We start from the raw sequence: 14,039 nt of genomic DNA, 5'->3' as shown, positions 1-14,039 counted from the left end.
TCTTCGCCGAGGGGCTCAGCCGATGTGGTTCCAGGACGCGGGGCCGGGTGAGCCGGCCCGGTAGGTCTCCAGGGGGACCTGGTCCGTCTTCCACGCGGAGATCACGGGGGCCACGATGCGCCACATCTCGACGGCGGTGTCACCGCGTACGGACAGCGACGGATCTCCGTCGAGGATGCCCTCCAGCACTTCGCCGTAAGCAAGCAGCAGACCGGGGCCGAACTCCGCGCTCAGCGTCACCCGCTCTATTTCGTGCGGGTCGCCTGGCCCGTTGATGTTCAGCTCCAGCGACATGGCGTCCGGCCCGAGCATGATCCGCAGCATCGTCGGCTCGTCGTGGCCCCTCAGCCCGCGCGGGATGTGCCGGGCCGGCTTGAAGGTGACCAGGATCTCCCGACGACGCGACCCGAGGGCCTTGCCGGAGCGCAGGGTGAACGGCACGCCGGCCCAGCGCCAGTTGTCGATCTCGACCGTGAGCTCGGCGAGCGTCTCCGTGTCGCGCGAGGGATCGACACCGGGCTCGTTCGTGTACGCGACCAACTTGCGCCCGTCGACAGTGCCCGCGGTGTAGCGTGCGCGCCGACTCGATACGGTCGGATCGTCGTGCCAGATCCGCGTCGCCCGCAGAACGGTGGCTTTGGCGTCGCGCAGGTCGGTGGCGTCCAGCGCCGACGGCGGCTCCATCGCGAACACGGCGAGCACCTGCAGCAGGTGGCTCTGGATCATGTCCATGAGCGCGCCGGCGTTGTCGTAGTAGCGGGCGCGGCCCTCCAGGCCGAGAGACTCGTCGTAGACGATGTCGACGCTCTGCACGTGGTCGCCGTTCCACACCGGCTCGAAGATGCTGTTCGCGAAGCGCAGTCCGATGAGGTTCAGCACGGTCGAGTTGCCGAGGAAGTGGTCGACGCGGTGAATGCGCTCCTCGGACACCAGCGTCGCCAGCCGCTTGTTCAGGGCCATCGCGCTGCGCTTGTCGGTGCCGAACGGCTTCTCCAGTGCGAGCGTCAGCCCGTCGGGAAGAGCCAGCTTCGACAGCGCGTCGCACGCTTTCGCTGTGACGGCCGGCGGGAGGGCGAAGTACAGGGCGGGCGCGCCCTCGCTGACGTCGAAGATGCGCTGGAGGTCGTCGGGCTTCGCGACGTCGGCCGCCAGGTACCGGGTGCTCTTCAGCAGCTCGGCGACAGCCTCCCCGGCCGCCTTGACCGTCTTGAAGGAGGCGCGGACGGTGGAACGCCACTTCGCGTCCGACCACTCCTCCGCCCCGGCGCCGACCAGCTGGAAGCGCCGCTCGGGGTGGTTCGTGAGCAGCTGCCCGATGGCAGGCAGCAGGAGCCTGGACGACAGATCGCCGCTCGCTCCGAGAATCACCAGAGTGCCCACGGCCTGCGTCATGCCCATCACAGTACGGCCATACTGGGAATATGTCGCTCCCCATCGAGGATTACGCCGTGATCAGTGACTGCTTCACGGGAGCCCTCGTCGGACGGGACGGCAGCATCGACTGGCTGTGCCTTCCGCGGTACGATTCGCAGTCGACATTCGGCGCTCTGCTGGGCACGGAGGACCACGGCCGCTGGCTGCTCGCCCCCACGGACCCCGGCGCGAGCAGCACCCGGGCGTACGAGCGCGACACGATGATCCTGGTCACCCGATGGCGCACCTCCACGGGCGAGGTGGAGGTCGTCGACGCGATGCCGATGGGCGACCACCGGGCCGACGTCGTGCGCCGGGTGCGCGGCGTGAGCGGTCACGTCGAGCTGCACGAGGAACTGCGGATCCGCTTCGGTTACGCCACTGCGATCCCGTGGGTGCGCAAGATGACGAACGAGAAGCCGAGCGCGCTGGTGGCCGTGGCCGGGCCGGACGGATTGGTGTTCCGCGGCTCGTCGCTGCACGCGAGCGACCACGCGCACGAGGGAACGTTCACCGTGCACGCGGGGCAGACCGTCGACCTCACGATGACCTGGTTCCCCTCCCACCGCCCCGCACCGGAGCAGCTCGACGTGGAGGCGGCTCTTCAGAGCACGCGCGCCTGGTGGACGGAGTGGGCGTCCGGCTGCGACCACGACGGGCCTTACCGCGAGGAGGTCGTGCGCTCGCTGCTCATCCTGCGTGCGTTGACGCACCTGGAGACCGGCGGCATCGTCGCGGCGGCGACGACCTCCCTGCCCGAGAACTTCGGAGGTGAGCGCAACTGGGACTACCGCTACGTCTGGCTGCGCGACGCGTCCCTGACGATCGGCGTGCTGCTCGCGCACGGTTACGACGACTACGTCGACCACTGGCGCGACTGGCTGCTGCGCGCTATCGCCGGCGATCCCGGCGACGTGCAGATCATGTACGGCCTGGGCGGGGAGCGCAACTTGGACGAGCACGAGCTCGACAGTCTGCCCGGCTACCAGGGCGCCCAACCGGTGCGGGTCGGCAACGGGGCCTCCACGCAGTTCCAGGCGGACGTCATCGGGGAGGTCATGCTCGGCCTCGACCGCGGCCGGGCTGCGGGAGTCACGGAGACCCGGTTCTCGTGGGCTCTGCAGCGCGCGCTGATGGGCTTCCTGGAGGACAACTGGCGCAACCCCGACCACGGAATCTGGGAGATCCGGGGCGAGCCGAAGATGTTCACCCACTCGCGCGGGCTGGTGTGGGCCGCGTTCGACTGCGCGATCCGCGGAGTGGAGCAGTACGGGCTGGACGGCCCGGTCGAGCGCTGGCGTCACCTGCGCGACCAGATCCGCGCCGACGTGGAGGCCAACGGCTACGACGAGCACCGCGGCACCTATGTGCAGTACTTCGGAGGCACCGAGGTCGACGCCTCCCTGCTCCTTCTTGCCCAGGTGGGCTACTGCGATTTCGACGACCCGCGGATGCTGGGCACGGTGAAGGCGATCGAGGAGGACCTGCTGCGCGACGGGCTCGCGCTGCGCTACCTCACGGAGACGGGTGTCGACGGCCTGCCAACGGGCGAGCATCCCTTCCTGGCCTGCTCGTTCTGGCTGGTCGAGCAGTACGCACGCTCGAACCGGCTCGATGACGCGCGGCGCCTGATGGATCGCCTCGTCTCGTTCGCCAACGACGTGGGCATGCTCTCGGAGGAATACGACGTCGACGGGCGATCGCAGGCCGGCAATACACCGCAGGCGCTGACCCATCTGGCTCTGGTCCGGGCCGCCGACGCCATTGCGGAGGCGACAGCGCGGTGACAGCGACGCTGACGGAGCCCGCGACCCGGGAGGAGGTCGGCCTCGGCGAGAGGCTCGAGCTCGGCTCGCCCTGGGTGACCATCGTGTGGAACGACCCGGTGAACCTGATGTCGTACGTGACCTACGTCTTCCAGAGCTACTTCGGGTTCCCGAAGACGGAGGCGCAACGGCTGATGCTGCTCGTGCACAACGAGGGCCGCGCGGTCGTCGCGACCGGCACACGTGAGGAGATGGAGCGGCATGTGGAGGCGATGCACGAGTACGGCCTGTGGGCGACGCTGAGGAAGGCGGACGCATGAGGCCGTTCCGCGCCGACCGGCGCGGCGGCGGGGTGCGCGCGCGCTTCGAAGCCGCGGAGGTCGAGGTGCTGCGCCGGTTCGCCGCGGAGGCCGCCGACCGAGCGGATCGCGCTGCCGACGGCGCCGAAGCGAACATGATCGACGCGGACCCCGCGCTGGCCCGCCTTCTGCCGGACGCGTATCCGGACGACGCGGAGGCCTCGGCCGAGTTCCGCCGGTTCACGGCGGAGCGGATCGCGGAGCGCAAGGCGGACAACGCCCGTGCGGTGCTCGACTCGCTGGGCGACGCGTCGGGGCGGGCGGTGGAGGTGCACCTCGACGACTCGCAGGCGCAGGCGTGGCTGCGAACGCTCACCGACATCCGGCTGGTCCTCGCCGCGGGGCTGGGGATCGAGCACGACGGCGACGAGGGCGACGTGCGCGATCTCGAGTCGGCGACCCGCCGCGCCGTCTACGACTGGCTCGCCGCAGTGCAGGAGTTCCTCGTGCACGCCCTGACCCGGGCCTCCCGACGCTGACGGACGCCGAAGGGCGCGCAGATGCCCTTAAATCCGCGTTTTAGGGGCGTCAACGTGCCCTTCGACAGGTGTCAGACAGCAGGTGTCAGACAGGCAGGTGTCAGACAGGGAAACGGACGGCGGCGGCGGCGGCACCGCCGCCGGGGACGTCTTCTGCCCTCAGCGCGTACACCTTCGCCTTGGCGGCCAGCGAGCGACGGATGATCTCGTCGACCACACCGTAGTTGCCCGCGGTGTCGTCGTCGGCATAGGCGATCTTGCCGGTCTCGTCGTCCAGTGAGCCCGGCACCCGCCGGTCGATGTCGAACACCAGCGTCTCGACCGCGCCATAGGTCGCGGCCCGGGCGATGTCGCTCAGGTCGACCAGCGCCGTGCCTCCGGCGATGCGGGTCGAGAAGTCCTCCTTGAGCGCGTCGACCTTGCCCGCGTACAGTCGGTCGAGCACGCCGCGAGCGGCTGTCGCCAGTTCGTCCTCCGTCTTCTCCTCCGGGTTGCCGGCGATCACATCGTCCACCAGGCGCGGATAGTCCGTCGCCCCGCGGAAGATGCCCACGAGCGGCTCGGCGGCGGCGACGATCAGAGGCTCGGTGGAGGTCGCCAGCAGCGGGTGCAGCGCCCGCTCGATCGCCTGCACGTACTCCAGCATCCGCACCTTCTGGCCTTCGGAGCCCTGGACGCGACCGGATGCCGAGCGCCCGTTGACCGACGGCAGACCGACTGCCGCCGCGACGTCCTTGGGCATGCCGTCGACCTCCACCAACGTCGGAGGCGCCTCCGGGTCGACGCGGATCAGCCGGACGGAGTTCTGAGCGAGCGCCAGGATGAGCGCGGACTGCGGGAAGGTCACCGCGCGCAGCAGCGGCTTGACGTAGAACCGGTCGGCGACTTCGCACGCCGACGTCAGCCTGTTCGGCAGACGGAAGGTCTCGGCGACCTCCCCGTCGAGGAACACGGCGAGCGAGCGCGATTGGTACCGCCAGAAGTCGCGGTCTTCGAGGATGCCCTCGCCCTCGGTCTGGATGCGACCGACCCTCGCGCGGTCGATGCCCATCGCCTCCAGCGACTTCACCGCCAGGGCCAGATGGTTCTTGAGCTCGATCCGCGCCCTGTCCGCTTCCGGCGGCGTCGTGCCCGTCGGCAGGTAGATGCTCACGCAACCCGGCTCGCGGAGCGACGCGATCCTCTCGATGTCGGCCTTGGTGGGAATGTCTTTGTACTCCACGTTTCCTCCTCGGTCGTCCCGGGCCGGACATCAGCGGCCGGTCCGCCTAGTCTCGTCGCGGCTTCAGGCCGACACAAGCCCCGGGGAGGACGAGCGGGCGAGCCGTTATCGAGACGACGTCGCGCCGACCGCTTGACAGATGCAAAAAGCGCGCCTACGGTTCCTTAAACCGGTTTAGGCATGTTGGTTCTGGGGACATCCCCTCACGACACGGCACGGACTCCCCGTCACGAAGAAGAGACAGGACACCGCGATGAAGCGCAATCGACTCCTCGCCGCAGCGACAGGCGCACTGCTCGCCGCCGCCGCGGTCGTACCGGCGGGCGCCGCCACTGCGTCCGCGGCTCCGGCCGCCCCCACCCTGACGAACCTCGCCCACCTGGACTTCCTGTTGGACGACGTGCCGTTGCTTCCCGGGGTCGCGGGCCATTCCACCTACAACCAGAGCGCTGAGCCGACCGCGCGCGCGCCGTGGGTGTACGCGAACCGCAACGCCGACGGAAGCTTCACGCGCGTCGGCGGAGGCCCGATCACCAACGCCGCGAAAGGCTGGTACGCGCAGGGCACATTCGACGCCGACGACATCTCACGCGCCGCCGTCGTCTACCTGCGCGACTGGAAGCAGAACGGGACGACCTCCAGCCGCGCGTCAGCGTACGAGCTGCTGCGCGAGCTGACCTACCTGCAGGTCGACTCGGGTCCGAATGCCGGCAACGTCGTCCTGTGGCAGCAGCACGACGGCACATTGAACCCGTCGGCGATCCCGGCCGACCAGCCCGACCCGAGCGACTCGGCGGAGTCGTTCTGGTTGGCGCGCACGGTGTGGGCGCTCGGCGAGGGCTTCGCCGGCTTCCGTCAGTCCGACCCGGCATTCGCGTCCTTCCTGCAGCAGCGGATGTCGCTCGCGCTGCGGTCGCTGGAGCGGCAGTCGCTCGCGAAGTACGGCACGACCGAGCAGGCGAACGGCGTCACGGTCCCCGGCTGGCTCATCGTCAACAGCGCCAGCCCGACGGCGGAGGCCGTGCTCGGACTCAGCGCCTACATCGCCGCAGCGCCCGCGGACGCGCAGGCGCGCACCGACCTGCAGCGCTACGCGCAGGGCATCGCCGGCCTCTCCTCCGGAGGCGTCGGCCAGTGGCCGTTCGGCGCACTCCTGCCCGAGGCGAACTCCCCGACGTTCTGGCACGCGTGGGGCGGCATGCAGCCCGGCGCGCTGACCGCCGCGGCGACCCGACCCCACGACCCCGGCCTGCAGCAGGCCGCGAGCACAGACCTCGCCCAGTTCACGGCCCAGCTGCTCGCCAGCGGAGGCCCGGACAACGGCTGGACGCCGACCCCGGCCGACCGGACACAGATCGCATACGGCGTCGACTCCCGGGTGGAGGGCTTGGTGGCGGCGAGCGATGCGACGGGTGCGGCCGGTCTCGCGACCCTCGCGGGTGCCCAAGCGGCCTGGTACTTCGGCGCGAACCCGGCGGACACGCCGGTGTACGACCCGGCCACCGGCGTCTGCGTCGACGGCATCAACGGCGACGGCATCGTCAACCGCAACTGCGGAGCGGAGTCGACCATCCACACCGAGCTCAGCATGCTCGCGCTCGACGCCCACCCGGCGATCAAGCGGCTCGCCCTCTCGCTCACGCACACCGCGGCCACGGACGGCCTGCAGGTCGTGGAAGCCGAAAAGGGCACGCTCAGCGGCTCCACCACGATCGTCACTCCGCCCTCCGCGTGGACCGGCTCGGCCAACTGGTCGGGCGGCGCGTACGTCGCCGCCTCCACCGGGGCGACCGTCACGATGACGCTCCCCGCCGGGCACCCGGCCGCGCGCATCCTGCCGATCGCCGACCTCGGACCGGACGGCACCGCCTCCAGCGGTTCCGGCACGACCTCGTGGACGGCGAGCGTCGGCCACCGGACGGTGCAGCTCGGCAGCACGCCGAACGTGCGCCAGGGAGCGCAGGGCATCGCGCCCACGCCTGTTTTCCTGCTGCCGCAGACCCTTCCCGTCGCGGCGCCCGCCGGTGCGACCTCCGTCACGGCGACCGTGCACGGCACCGTCAGGCTCGACGCCATCCTCGTGCAGCCCGTGGTCTCGCACCTCGGCCTGACCGGCACGGGCCGCCTCGACGTGTACGTCAACGGCACCTCCGGCACGGTGCCGCAGCACCTGAACTCGACGGGCGGGGTGCTCGCCGTCCGCTACGACGGCAGCGGCCACCAGGTCGGCGCGCCCATCCCTCTGAACGGGCACGGGACCGTCACCGTTCTCCCGGGCGGCTTCACCACCGTGGTGCCCCGATGAGCGAGGTGACCCGGTGAGCCCCGTCGATGTCACGATCAATGACGTCGCCCGGGCGGCGGGCGTCAGCAAAGGCCTCGTCTCGCTCGCGCTGAACGGCAAGCCGGGCGTGGCTGTCGAGACCCGCGACCGCATTCTCGCTGTCGCGGACAGGCTCGGCTGGACGCCCAACCCGAGCGCGCGGGGGCTCACGACCCGCCGGGCCTACGCCCTCGGCCTCGTGCTCCGCCGCGCCGCCCGCACCATCGAGGTGGACCCGTTCTTCGCGGCCTTCATCGCAGGTGTCGAGACCGTGCTCTCCGAGCGCGGCCAGGTGCTCGTGCTGACGGTCGTTCCCGACCACGAGGCTGAGGCCCGCGCCTACGAGCGGCTGGCCGTCGACAAGCGCGTCGACGGTTTCCTCCTGACCGACCTCCTCGCCGACGACCGCCGGATCGCGCTCTTACAAGAGTATGGCTCGGCGGCGGTGTCGCTCGGTGAGCCCGTCGGCGGCAGCCCGTTCCCCGTCATCTCGCGCGACTACGACTCCGGCATCGACGCGCTCGTCGCTCACCTGCTCGAGCTCGGGCACCGCCGCATCGCGCACGTCTCCGGAGACGAGCGGATGCTGCACGGCCTGCGCCGCCGCGAGCGCTTCGAGCGCGCCGTGCGCGCCGCGGGCCTCGACGCGATCGTGGTCCCCACCGACTTCTCGCCCGAACAGGGCGCAGAGGCGACGAAGTCGCTCCTCGACTCCGCCGAGCCGCCGACCGCCATCGTCTACGGCAACGACACGATGGCGATCGCGGGCATGGGGGTCGCGCAGGAGCGCGGCCTCCGGCTCCCCCACGACCTGTCCGTCACCGGTCTCGACGGCTCCCAGATCGGGACGTACGTGTACCCGACCCTCACGACCTTGGACAACGACCCGGCCGGCTGGGGCATCGCCGCCGCCACCGCACTGCTGCGGCTGGTGGAGGACGGCGAGCCGGCCGATGTCGACCTGCCCCCTGCCCGACTGGTGGTCCGTGCCTCCACGGCCCGGCCGCCGCGTCACTGAAATCACGAAAGTAGAGCGAACCATCATGCGCAAACGCATCACCGGCTTCCGCAGACTCGCGGTCGCCCTCATCAGCGCCGGCGTCGTCGCCGGAACCCTGGCCGCCTGCGGCTCCAGCGGCGGTGGCGGTCAGACCGACGCCATGAAGGCGCACGGACCGATCACCATCTGGTACTCCAACAACGCGCAGGAGGTTCAGTGGGGCAAGGCCATGGTGGCCTCCTGGAACTCCGCGCACCCGAAGGAGCAGATCAAGGCCCAGGAGGTGCCGGCCGGCAAGACCACCGAGGAGGTCATCGGCGCGGCCATCACGGCCGGCACGACCCCCTGCCTCGTCTTCAACAACCTCCCGGCGGCCACCGGGCAGTGGCAGAAGCAGGGCGGCCTGGTCAACCTGTCGAAGTTCTCGGACGGCGCCTCCTACATCGAGGCCCGCAGCGGTAAGGCGGCCGACCAGTACAAGTCGTCCGACGGCAACTATTACCAGATGCCGTGGAAGCAGAACCCGGTGATGATCTTCTACAACAAGGCGATCTTCCAGAAGGCCGGGATCGACCCGAACAGCCCCGATCTGTCGACGTACGAAAAGTTCCTCGCCGCCGCCCAGAAGATCAAGTCGTCGGGCGCGGCGCCGTACGCCATCTACCCGGCCCCGACGAGCGAGTTCTTCCAGCCGAACTTCGACTACCTCCCGCTGCTGGCCGCGCAGACCGGTGGCAAGACGTTCATCGAGAACGGCAAGTCGATCGTCACCAGCCAGGACTCGCTCGACGTGGCGAACTTCTGGAAGACGATCTACGCCGATGGGCTCGCCGGCAAGGAGCAGTACCAGGGCGACGCCTTCGCCGACGGCAAGTCGGCCATGGCCATCGTGGGACCGTGGGCCATCGCGTACTACGGCGACAAGGTGCAGTGGGGCTCCGTGCCCGTGCCGACCAAGGACGGCAAGTCCGCCGACCAGACGTACACGTTCCCTGACGCGAAGAACATCGGCATGTACACCTCGTGCAAGAACCAGGGCACGGCCTGGGATGTCGTCAAGTTCGCGACCTCCAAGGACCAGGACGGCAAGCTGCTGAACGTCACCGGCCAGATGCCGATCCGTTCCAACGTCGCGAGCGTGTTCGCGAGCTACTTCGACGCGCACCCCGCCTACAAGGAGTTCGGCGCCCAGAGCGAGCGAACCGCGGACGACCCGACGGGCACGAACACGATCGCCCAGCTGCAGGCACTGCGTGACGCCTACTCCAAGGCCGTGATCAACGGGTCCGGCACGGTGGAGGACGCGTTCAAGACCGCCTCGCAGAAGATCGACCAGCTCCAGGCGCAGAAGTAGCCATGAGCACCTCCGCTCCCCCGGCGGCGGGCACCGCGCCCGCCGCCGGGACGGCCCCGCGGCGGCGCCATCCGACGCTGCAGCGCATCTTCGGTCGCAACCCGCTCGGCTGGCTGTTCGCCGCACCGTACCTGGTCTACGTCCTGGTGATCTTCGCGTACCCGCTCGTGTACGCGGTCTACATCTCGTTCTTCGACTATTTCTTCGCGGCCCCGGGCGCGCAGGTGACCCAGCCGTTCGTGGGCTTCCAGAACTACGTGCAGGTCTTCACCGACCCCGCGGTGCTGCAGTCGTTCGTCAACGTCGGGATCTTCCTGATCATCAATGTGCCGCTCACGGTCGTGCTGTCGCTGGTGCTGGCGAGCGGGCTCAACAGCATCACCCGGTTCCGGACGTTCCTGCGCGTGAGCTACTACGTGCCGTACGTCACGGCGAGCGTCGCGATCATCGGCGTCTGGCTGTTCCTGTTCAACAGCACGGGACTGGTCAACCAGATCCTCGGCCCGCTCGCACCGAACCCGTCGTGGTTCGTGAACCCGGTACTGGCCATGCCGACCATCGCGATCTACGTGACCTGGAAGCAGCTCGGCCTGTACATCCTGCTCTACCTGGCCGCTCTGCAGAACGTGCCGCGGGAGCTCTACGAGTCGGCGGCGACCGACGGCGCCGGACGCGTGCGGCAGTTCTTCTCCGTGACCGTCCCCGGCGTTCGGCCGGCGACGGTGCTCGTACTGCTGCTGGCCACGATCACCGGCGCCAACCTGTTCACCGAACCGTACCTCCTCACCGGAGGCGGCGGACCGAACGGCCACTCGACCTCGCCCGTGCTGCTCATCTACCAGCAGGGCATCCAGCAGGGGCACCCGGGCTACGCCTCCGCCATCGGCGTCGTTCTGGTGATCCTGGTGCTGATCATCGGCTGGCTGCAGAACCGATTCGCGGGAGGACGCGACTGATGACCACTCTCAAGACCGCGGGCGCGGACCACGCGCCGGGGAGTCCTCGGGCTCCGCGGAAGCGCCGCCGCGACCTCGCCGCCGCGACGCGCCTCAGCCGACCGCAGGCGATCCTGCAGGGCATCGTCCTGACGATCGGCGCCATCGCGTTCCTGTTCCCCTTCTACTACATGCTGATCGGGTCGCTGCAGGCGGCGCCCGACACGACCGTCGCGGGGGCGTTCCCGAACCCGGCGAACCTGACGCTGCACAACTACGCGGCGATCGACTCCCGTATCAACCTGTGGACCGGGCTCGCGAACTCCGGGATCTTCACCGGCGGTGTACTGCTGTTCACGGTCGTATTCGGCGTGCTCGCCGGGTACGCGCTCTCGGTCCTGCAGTGGCGCGGGCGCGGCGTGACCTTCGCTCTGGCTCTGCTCGTGCAGACCATCCCGTTCCAACTGCTGATGATCCCGCTCTACGTGCTCATCGCCCGCAACTACGGGCTGGCCGACAGCTATCTCGGGATGATCCTGCCGTTCGCCATCAACTCGGCGGCCGTACTCATCTTCCGGCAGTACTTCCTGCAACTGCCGCGCGAGCTGTTCGACGCGGCGCGCGTGGACGGCGCGGGCGAGTTCACGCTGCTGTGGCGGGTCGCGCTGCCCTTGGTCCGGCCGGCGCTGGTCACCGTGCTGCTGCTGACCTTCATCGGCCCCTGGAACGAATTCCTCTGGCCGTTCCTGATCACCAAGGAGGCGAGCCTGCAGCCGCTGGCCGTCTCGCTGGCGAACTACATCAGCACGGTCGCAGCCTCCACGACGAACCCGTACGGGTCCATCCTCGCCGGGGCCGTGGTGCTGGCCGCACCTGTCGTGGTGCTGTTCATCGTGTTCCAGCGCTACTTCATCTCCACCGACATCGGGTCGTCCGTCAAGGGCTGAGCCGCCGCACCGAACCACAAGGAGAACAGTGGACGCCGCTCTCACCGACGCGCTCCGCCTCAGCTACGAGGAGGCGCTGGCGCACTCCAACGCCCTCATCGACCACATCTCGACCGACCAGTTCTCGGCGCACTACGACGACCCTCCCGCCTGGGCCATCGGACCGTTCGTGCGCGACCCGTCGCTGACCTTCCGGCTGGAGGGCCAGTGGGACGACCCGACCGGGGTCGGCTGGACGAGCAGCGCGATCTTCAACCCGACGCTGATTGAGCGCGACGGGGAGATCCACCTCTTCTACCGCGCTTCGCCGCGGATGGAGTCGACGGCGAGCCGCATCGGGCACGCCGTGCGCCGCGACGGGATGTGGCTCGACGATCCGGCCAACCCCGTCGTCTATCCGACGCTCGACAACGAGACGCTCGGTTGCGAGGACCCGAAGGTCTACGAGGCCGACGGCCGCTACGTGCTTTTCTACAACGCGATTCGGCGTGCCGAGAATGGCGAGACCGCCGTCGACGTCATGGGCGCCGTCTCCGACGACCTGGTGTCGTGGGAGAAGGTCGGCCTGGTCGTCCCGCTCGACGTCTCGCTGGGGTGGGCGAAGGGCGCTGTCGTTCCCCGCGACGAGCGCGGCCGCGCGGTGCGGATCGGTGGCGAGTACCTGATGTTCCTCTCCGAGGGCTGCGGCGGCCGGCCGATGGTCGGGCACTCGGACGACCTCGTGTCGTGGACGTTCGCCGAGCAGCCCTACCTCGACCTGTCCTCGCTGCCCGGCACTCTGTTCGAGGTCGCCTGCGCCGTCGTGCGCGGCGACGAGCTGGTGCTCGACTTCTTCTACGCCGACGAGCACGGCGACTTCGCCGCCGCCCAGGCGCTCTACTCCGTCGATGCCCCCTTCACACAGCTCGGCCTCCACCGCGGCGGCTCCCTGGCATGGGGCGGCCTGCAGAAGCTCGACGGCCGCTGGTCGTTCGCCCAGGGGTGGGACGCGCCCCGCGGCGAGCGCGAACTCTACGTGTACAAGGAGGTCATCGCATGACTGGATCGTTCCCCGCTGTATCGTTCCCCTACGGTTTGACGCGCGCAGGTGTGGTGATGACGCCCGACCCGAGTGAGCCGCTGGAGGCCGAGGGCGTGCTGAACCCCGCCTCGGGTCGCGATGCCGACGGTTCGCTATACCTTCTGCCGAGGCTGGTGGCCTCGGGCAATGTCTCGCGGGTTGGACTCGCGCGGGTCGTGGTCGAGGACGGTGTCCCGGTCGGGGTGGAACGCGAGGGCGTCGTGCTGGCGCCCGATCGCGACTTCGAGCGCGGGAGGCGCAACTCGGGTGTGGAGGACCCGCGCACCACGTTCGTGCCGGCGCTCGGCCTCCACCTGATGACCTATGTCGCCTACGGGCCGCTCGGTCCGCGCACCGCTGTCGCGGTCTCGCACGATCTGCGAGAGTGGCAGCGCCTCGGGCCGGTGAGCTTCGAGTACGACGACGCGCTCGGGGTCGACCTGGCGCTGTTCCACAACAAGGACACGGTCTTCTTCCCGGAGCCGGTGACCGGGCCAGACGGGGTGCAGAGCCTGGCGGTGCTGCATCGCCCGGCGTGGGACCTCGGCGAGGTGCGCGCGGGCGAGGGCGCGCATCCGCCCTCCGTGCTCGACGAGAAGCGGCCCAGCATCTGGATCGCGTTCGTGCCTCTGGAGGCTGTGCGCGCCGATCCCGGCGAGCTGGTCCGGTGGCGTCACAACCGGTTCCTGGCCGGGCCGGAGTTCCCGTTCGAGGAGCTGAAGATCGGGGCCGGGCCGGCGCCGATCCGGGTGCCGGAGGGCTGGCTGCTCCTCCACCACGGCGTCACCGGACGGCTCGAGCCGGGCGTCGACCAGCAGAAGCACGTGAGCTACGCGGCCGGCGCGATGATCCTAGACGCGGACGAACCGTGGCGGGTGCTGCAGCGCACCGCCGAGCCGCTGCTGAGCGCCGAGACCGAGGAGGAGCGCAGCGGGATCGTGCCCAATGTCGTGTTCCCGACGGCGATCGAGAGCATCGACGGCGTCGACTGGGTCTTCTATGGCATGGCGGACTCCAAGATCGGCGTGGCGAGGCTCGAGCGGAGGGCGTGATCGCGGCCCCGTGGGTCGGCACATTCGCGGCGAGTGTCGCGTCTCGCCGCGTCATGGAGCACATTCGCGGCGAAAGTCGCGGCCACCGGTTTCGCACATTCGCGGCGAACGTTGCGTCTGGCAGGGGTG

12 protein-coding genes are annotated in these 14,039 nt (G+C 69.6%); 10 read left to right on the top strand and 2 right to left on the bottom strand.

What is annotated here, in order from left to right; translation table 11 throughout:
- Nucleotides 1-15: 15 nt before the first annotated feature.
- The gene (locus ACPPVW_RS13965) at nucleotides 16-1,392 is read right to left on the bottom strand and encodes a glucose-6-phosphate dehydrogenase (RefSeq protein ID WP_426623707.1); all 1,377 of its coding nucleotides are present in this window, start codon (nucleotides 1,390-1,392) and stop codon (nucleotides 16-18) included.
- 29 nt (nucleotides 1,393-1,421) lie between these two features.
- Between ACPPVW_RS13965 and ACPPVW_RS13960 the strand changes: the two genes are divergently transcribed.
- The 3 genes from ACPPVW_RS13960 to ACPPVW_RS13950 are packed head-to-tail and all read left to right on the top strand — an operon-like array spanning nucleotide 1,422 to nucleotide 4,017.
- Entirely contained in the window at nucleotides 1,422-3,200 is a 1,779-nt protein-coding gene (locus tag ACPPVW_RS13960) for a glycoside hydrolase family 15 protein (protein ID WP_426623706.1), read from the top strand.
- Nucleotides 3,197-3,499 carry an ATP-dependent Clp protease adapter ClpS gene (gene clpS / locus ACPPVW_RS13955; protein ID WP_426623705.1) on the top strand — a complete coding sequence of 101 codons (303 nt, stop codon included), beginning with the start codon at nucleotides 3,197-3,199 and terminating at the stop codon, nucleotides 3,497-3,499. Before ACPPVW_RS13960 ends, clpS begins: the two co-directional genes overlap by 4 nt.
- Nucleotides 3,496-4,017: a DUF2017 family protein gene (locus ACPPVW_RS13950; protein WP_426623704.1), complete on the top strand. Its 522-nt coding sequence runs from the start codon at nucleotides 3,496-3,498 to the stop codon at nucleotides 4,015-4,017. The genes clpS and ACPPVW_RS13950 overlap by 4 nt, the downstream gene beginning before the upstream one ends.
- Nucleotides 4,018-4,117: 100 nt before the next feature.
- Here ACPPVW_RS13950 and ACPPVW_RS13945 read toward each other — a convergent pair whose 3' ends face one another.
- Nucleotides 4,118-5,239 carry a hypothetical protein gene (locus tag ACPPVW_RS13945; protein ID WP_426623703.1) on the bottom strand — a complete coding sequence of 374 codons (1,122 nt, stop codon included), beginning with the start codon at nucleotides 5,237-5,239 and terminating at the stop codon, nucleotides 4,118-4,120.
- Nucleotides 5,240-5,492: 253 nt separating this feature from the next.
- On the opposite strand from ACPPVW_RS13945, the gene ACPPVW_RS13940 reads away from it, so the two are divergent.
- From ACPPVW_RS13940 to ACPPVW_RS13910, 7 genes are read left to right on the top strand one after another with little or no spacing between them, the layout of a single operon-like run.
- Nucleotides 5,493-7,544: a hypothetical protein gene (locus ACPPVW_RS13940; protein WP_426623702.1), complete on the top strand. Its 2,052-nt coding sequence runs from the start codon at nucleotides 5,493-5,495 to the stop codon at nucleotides 7,542-7,544.
- A gap of 13 nt (nucleotides 7,545-7,557) precedes the next feature.
- The gene (locus ACPPVW_RS13935; protein ID WP_426623701.1) at nucleotides 7,558-8,580 is read left to right on the top strand and encodes a LacI family DNA-binding transcriptional regulator; all 1,023 of its coding nucleotides are present in this window, start codon (nucleotides 7,558-7,560) and stop codon (nucleotides 8,578-8,580) included.
- Nucleotides 8,581-8,605: 25 nt separating this feature from the next.
- Nucleotides 8,606-9,916 carry an ABC transporter substrate-binding protein gene (locus ACPPVW_RS13930; protein ID WP_426623700.1) on the top strand — a complete coding sequence of 437 codons (1,311 nt, stop codon included), beginning with the start codon at nucleotides 8,606-8,608 and terminating at the stop codon, nucleotides 9,914-9,916.
- Nucleotides 9,917-9,918: 2 nt separating this feature from the next.
- Nucleotides 9,919-10,872, top strand: coding sequence for a carbohydrate ABC transporter permease (locus tag ACPPVW_RS13925; RefSeq protein ID WP_426623699.1), 954 nt, complete (start codon nucleotides 9,919-9,921; stop codon nucleotides 10,870-10,872).
- Nucleotides 10,872-11,798 carry a carbohydrate ABC transporter permease gene (locus ACPPVW_RS13920; protein ID WP_426623698.1) on the top strand — a complete coding sequence of 309 codons (927 nt, stop codon included), beginning with the start codon at nucleotides 10,872-10,874 and terminating at the stop codon, nucleotides 11,796-11,798. Before ACPPVW_RS13925 ends, ACPPVW_RS13920 begins: the two co-directional genes overlap by 1 nt.
- A gap of 28 nt (nucleotides 11,799-11,826) precedes the next feature.
- Nucleotides 11,827-12,837, top strand: coding sequence for a hypothetical protein (locus ACPPVW_RS13915; RefSeq protein WP_426623697.1), 1,011 nt, complete (start codon nucleotides 11,827-11,829; stop codon nucleotides 12,835-12,837).
- Complete coding sequence (locus ACPPVW_RS13910; RefSeq protein WP_426623696.1) at nucleotides 12,834-13,910, top strand: glycoside hydrolase family 130 protein; 1,077 nt, start codon at nucleotides 12,834-12,836, stop codon at nucleotides 13,908-13,910. The genes ACPPVW_RS13915 and ACPPVW_RS13910 overlap by 4 nt, the downstream gene beginning before the upstream one ends.
- The last annotated feature ends 129 nt before the right edge of the window (nucleotides 13,911-14,039 follow it).

It is taken from the genome of Leifsonia sp. McL0607, assembly GCF_049993355.1.
GTDB lineage: Bacteria > Actinomycetota > Actinomycetes > Actinomycetales > Microbacteriaceae > Leifsonia.
Note: the sequence above shows the minus strand (reverse complement) of the source record. Positions and strands in the feature narration are given on the sequence as shown.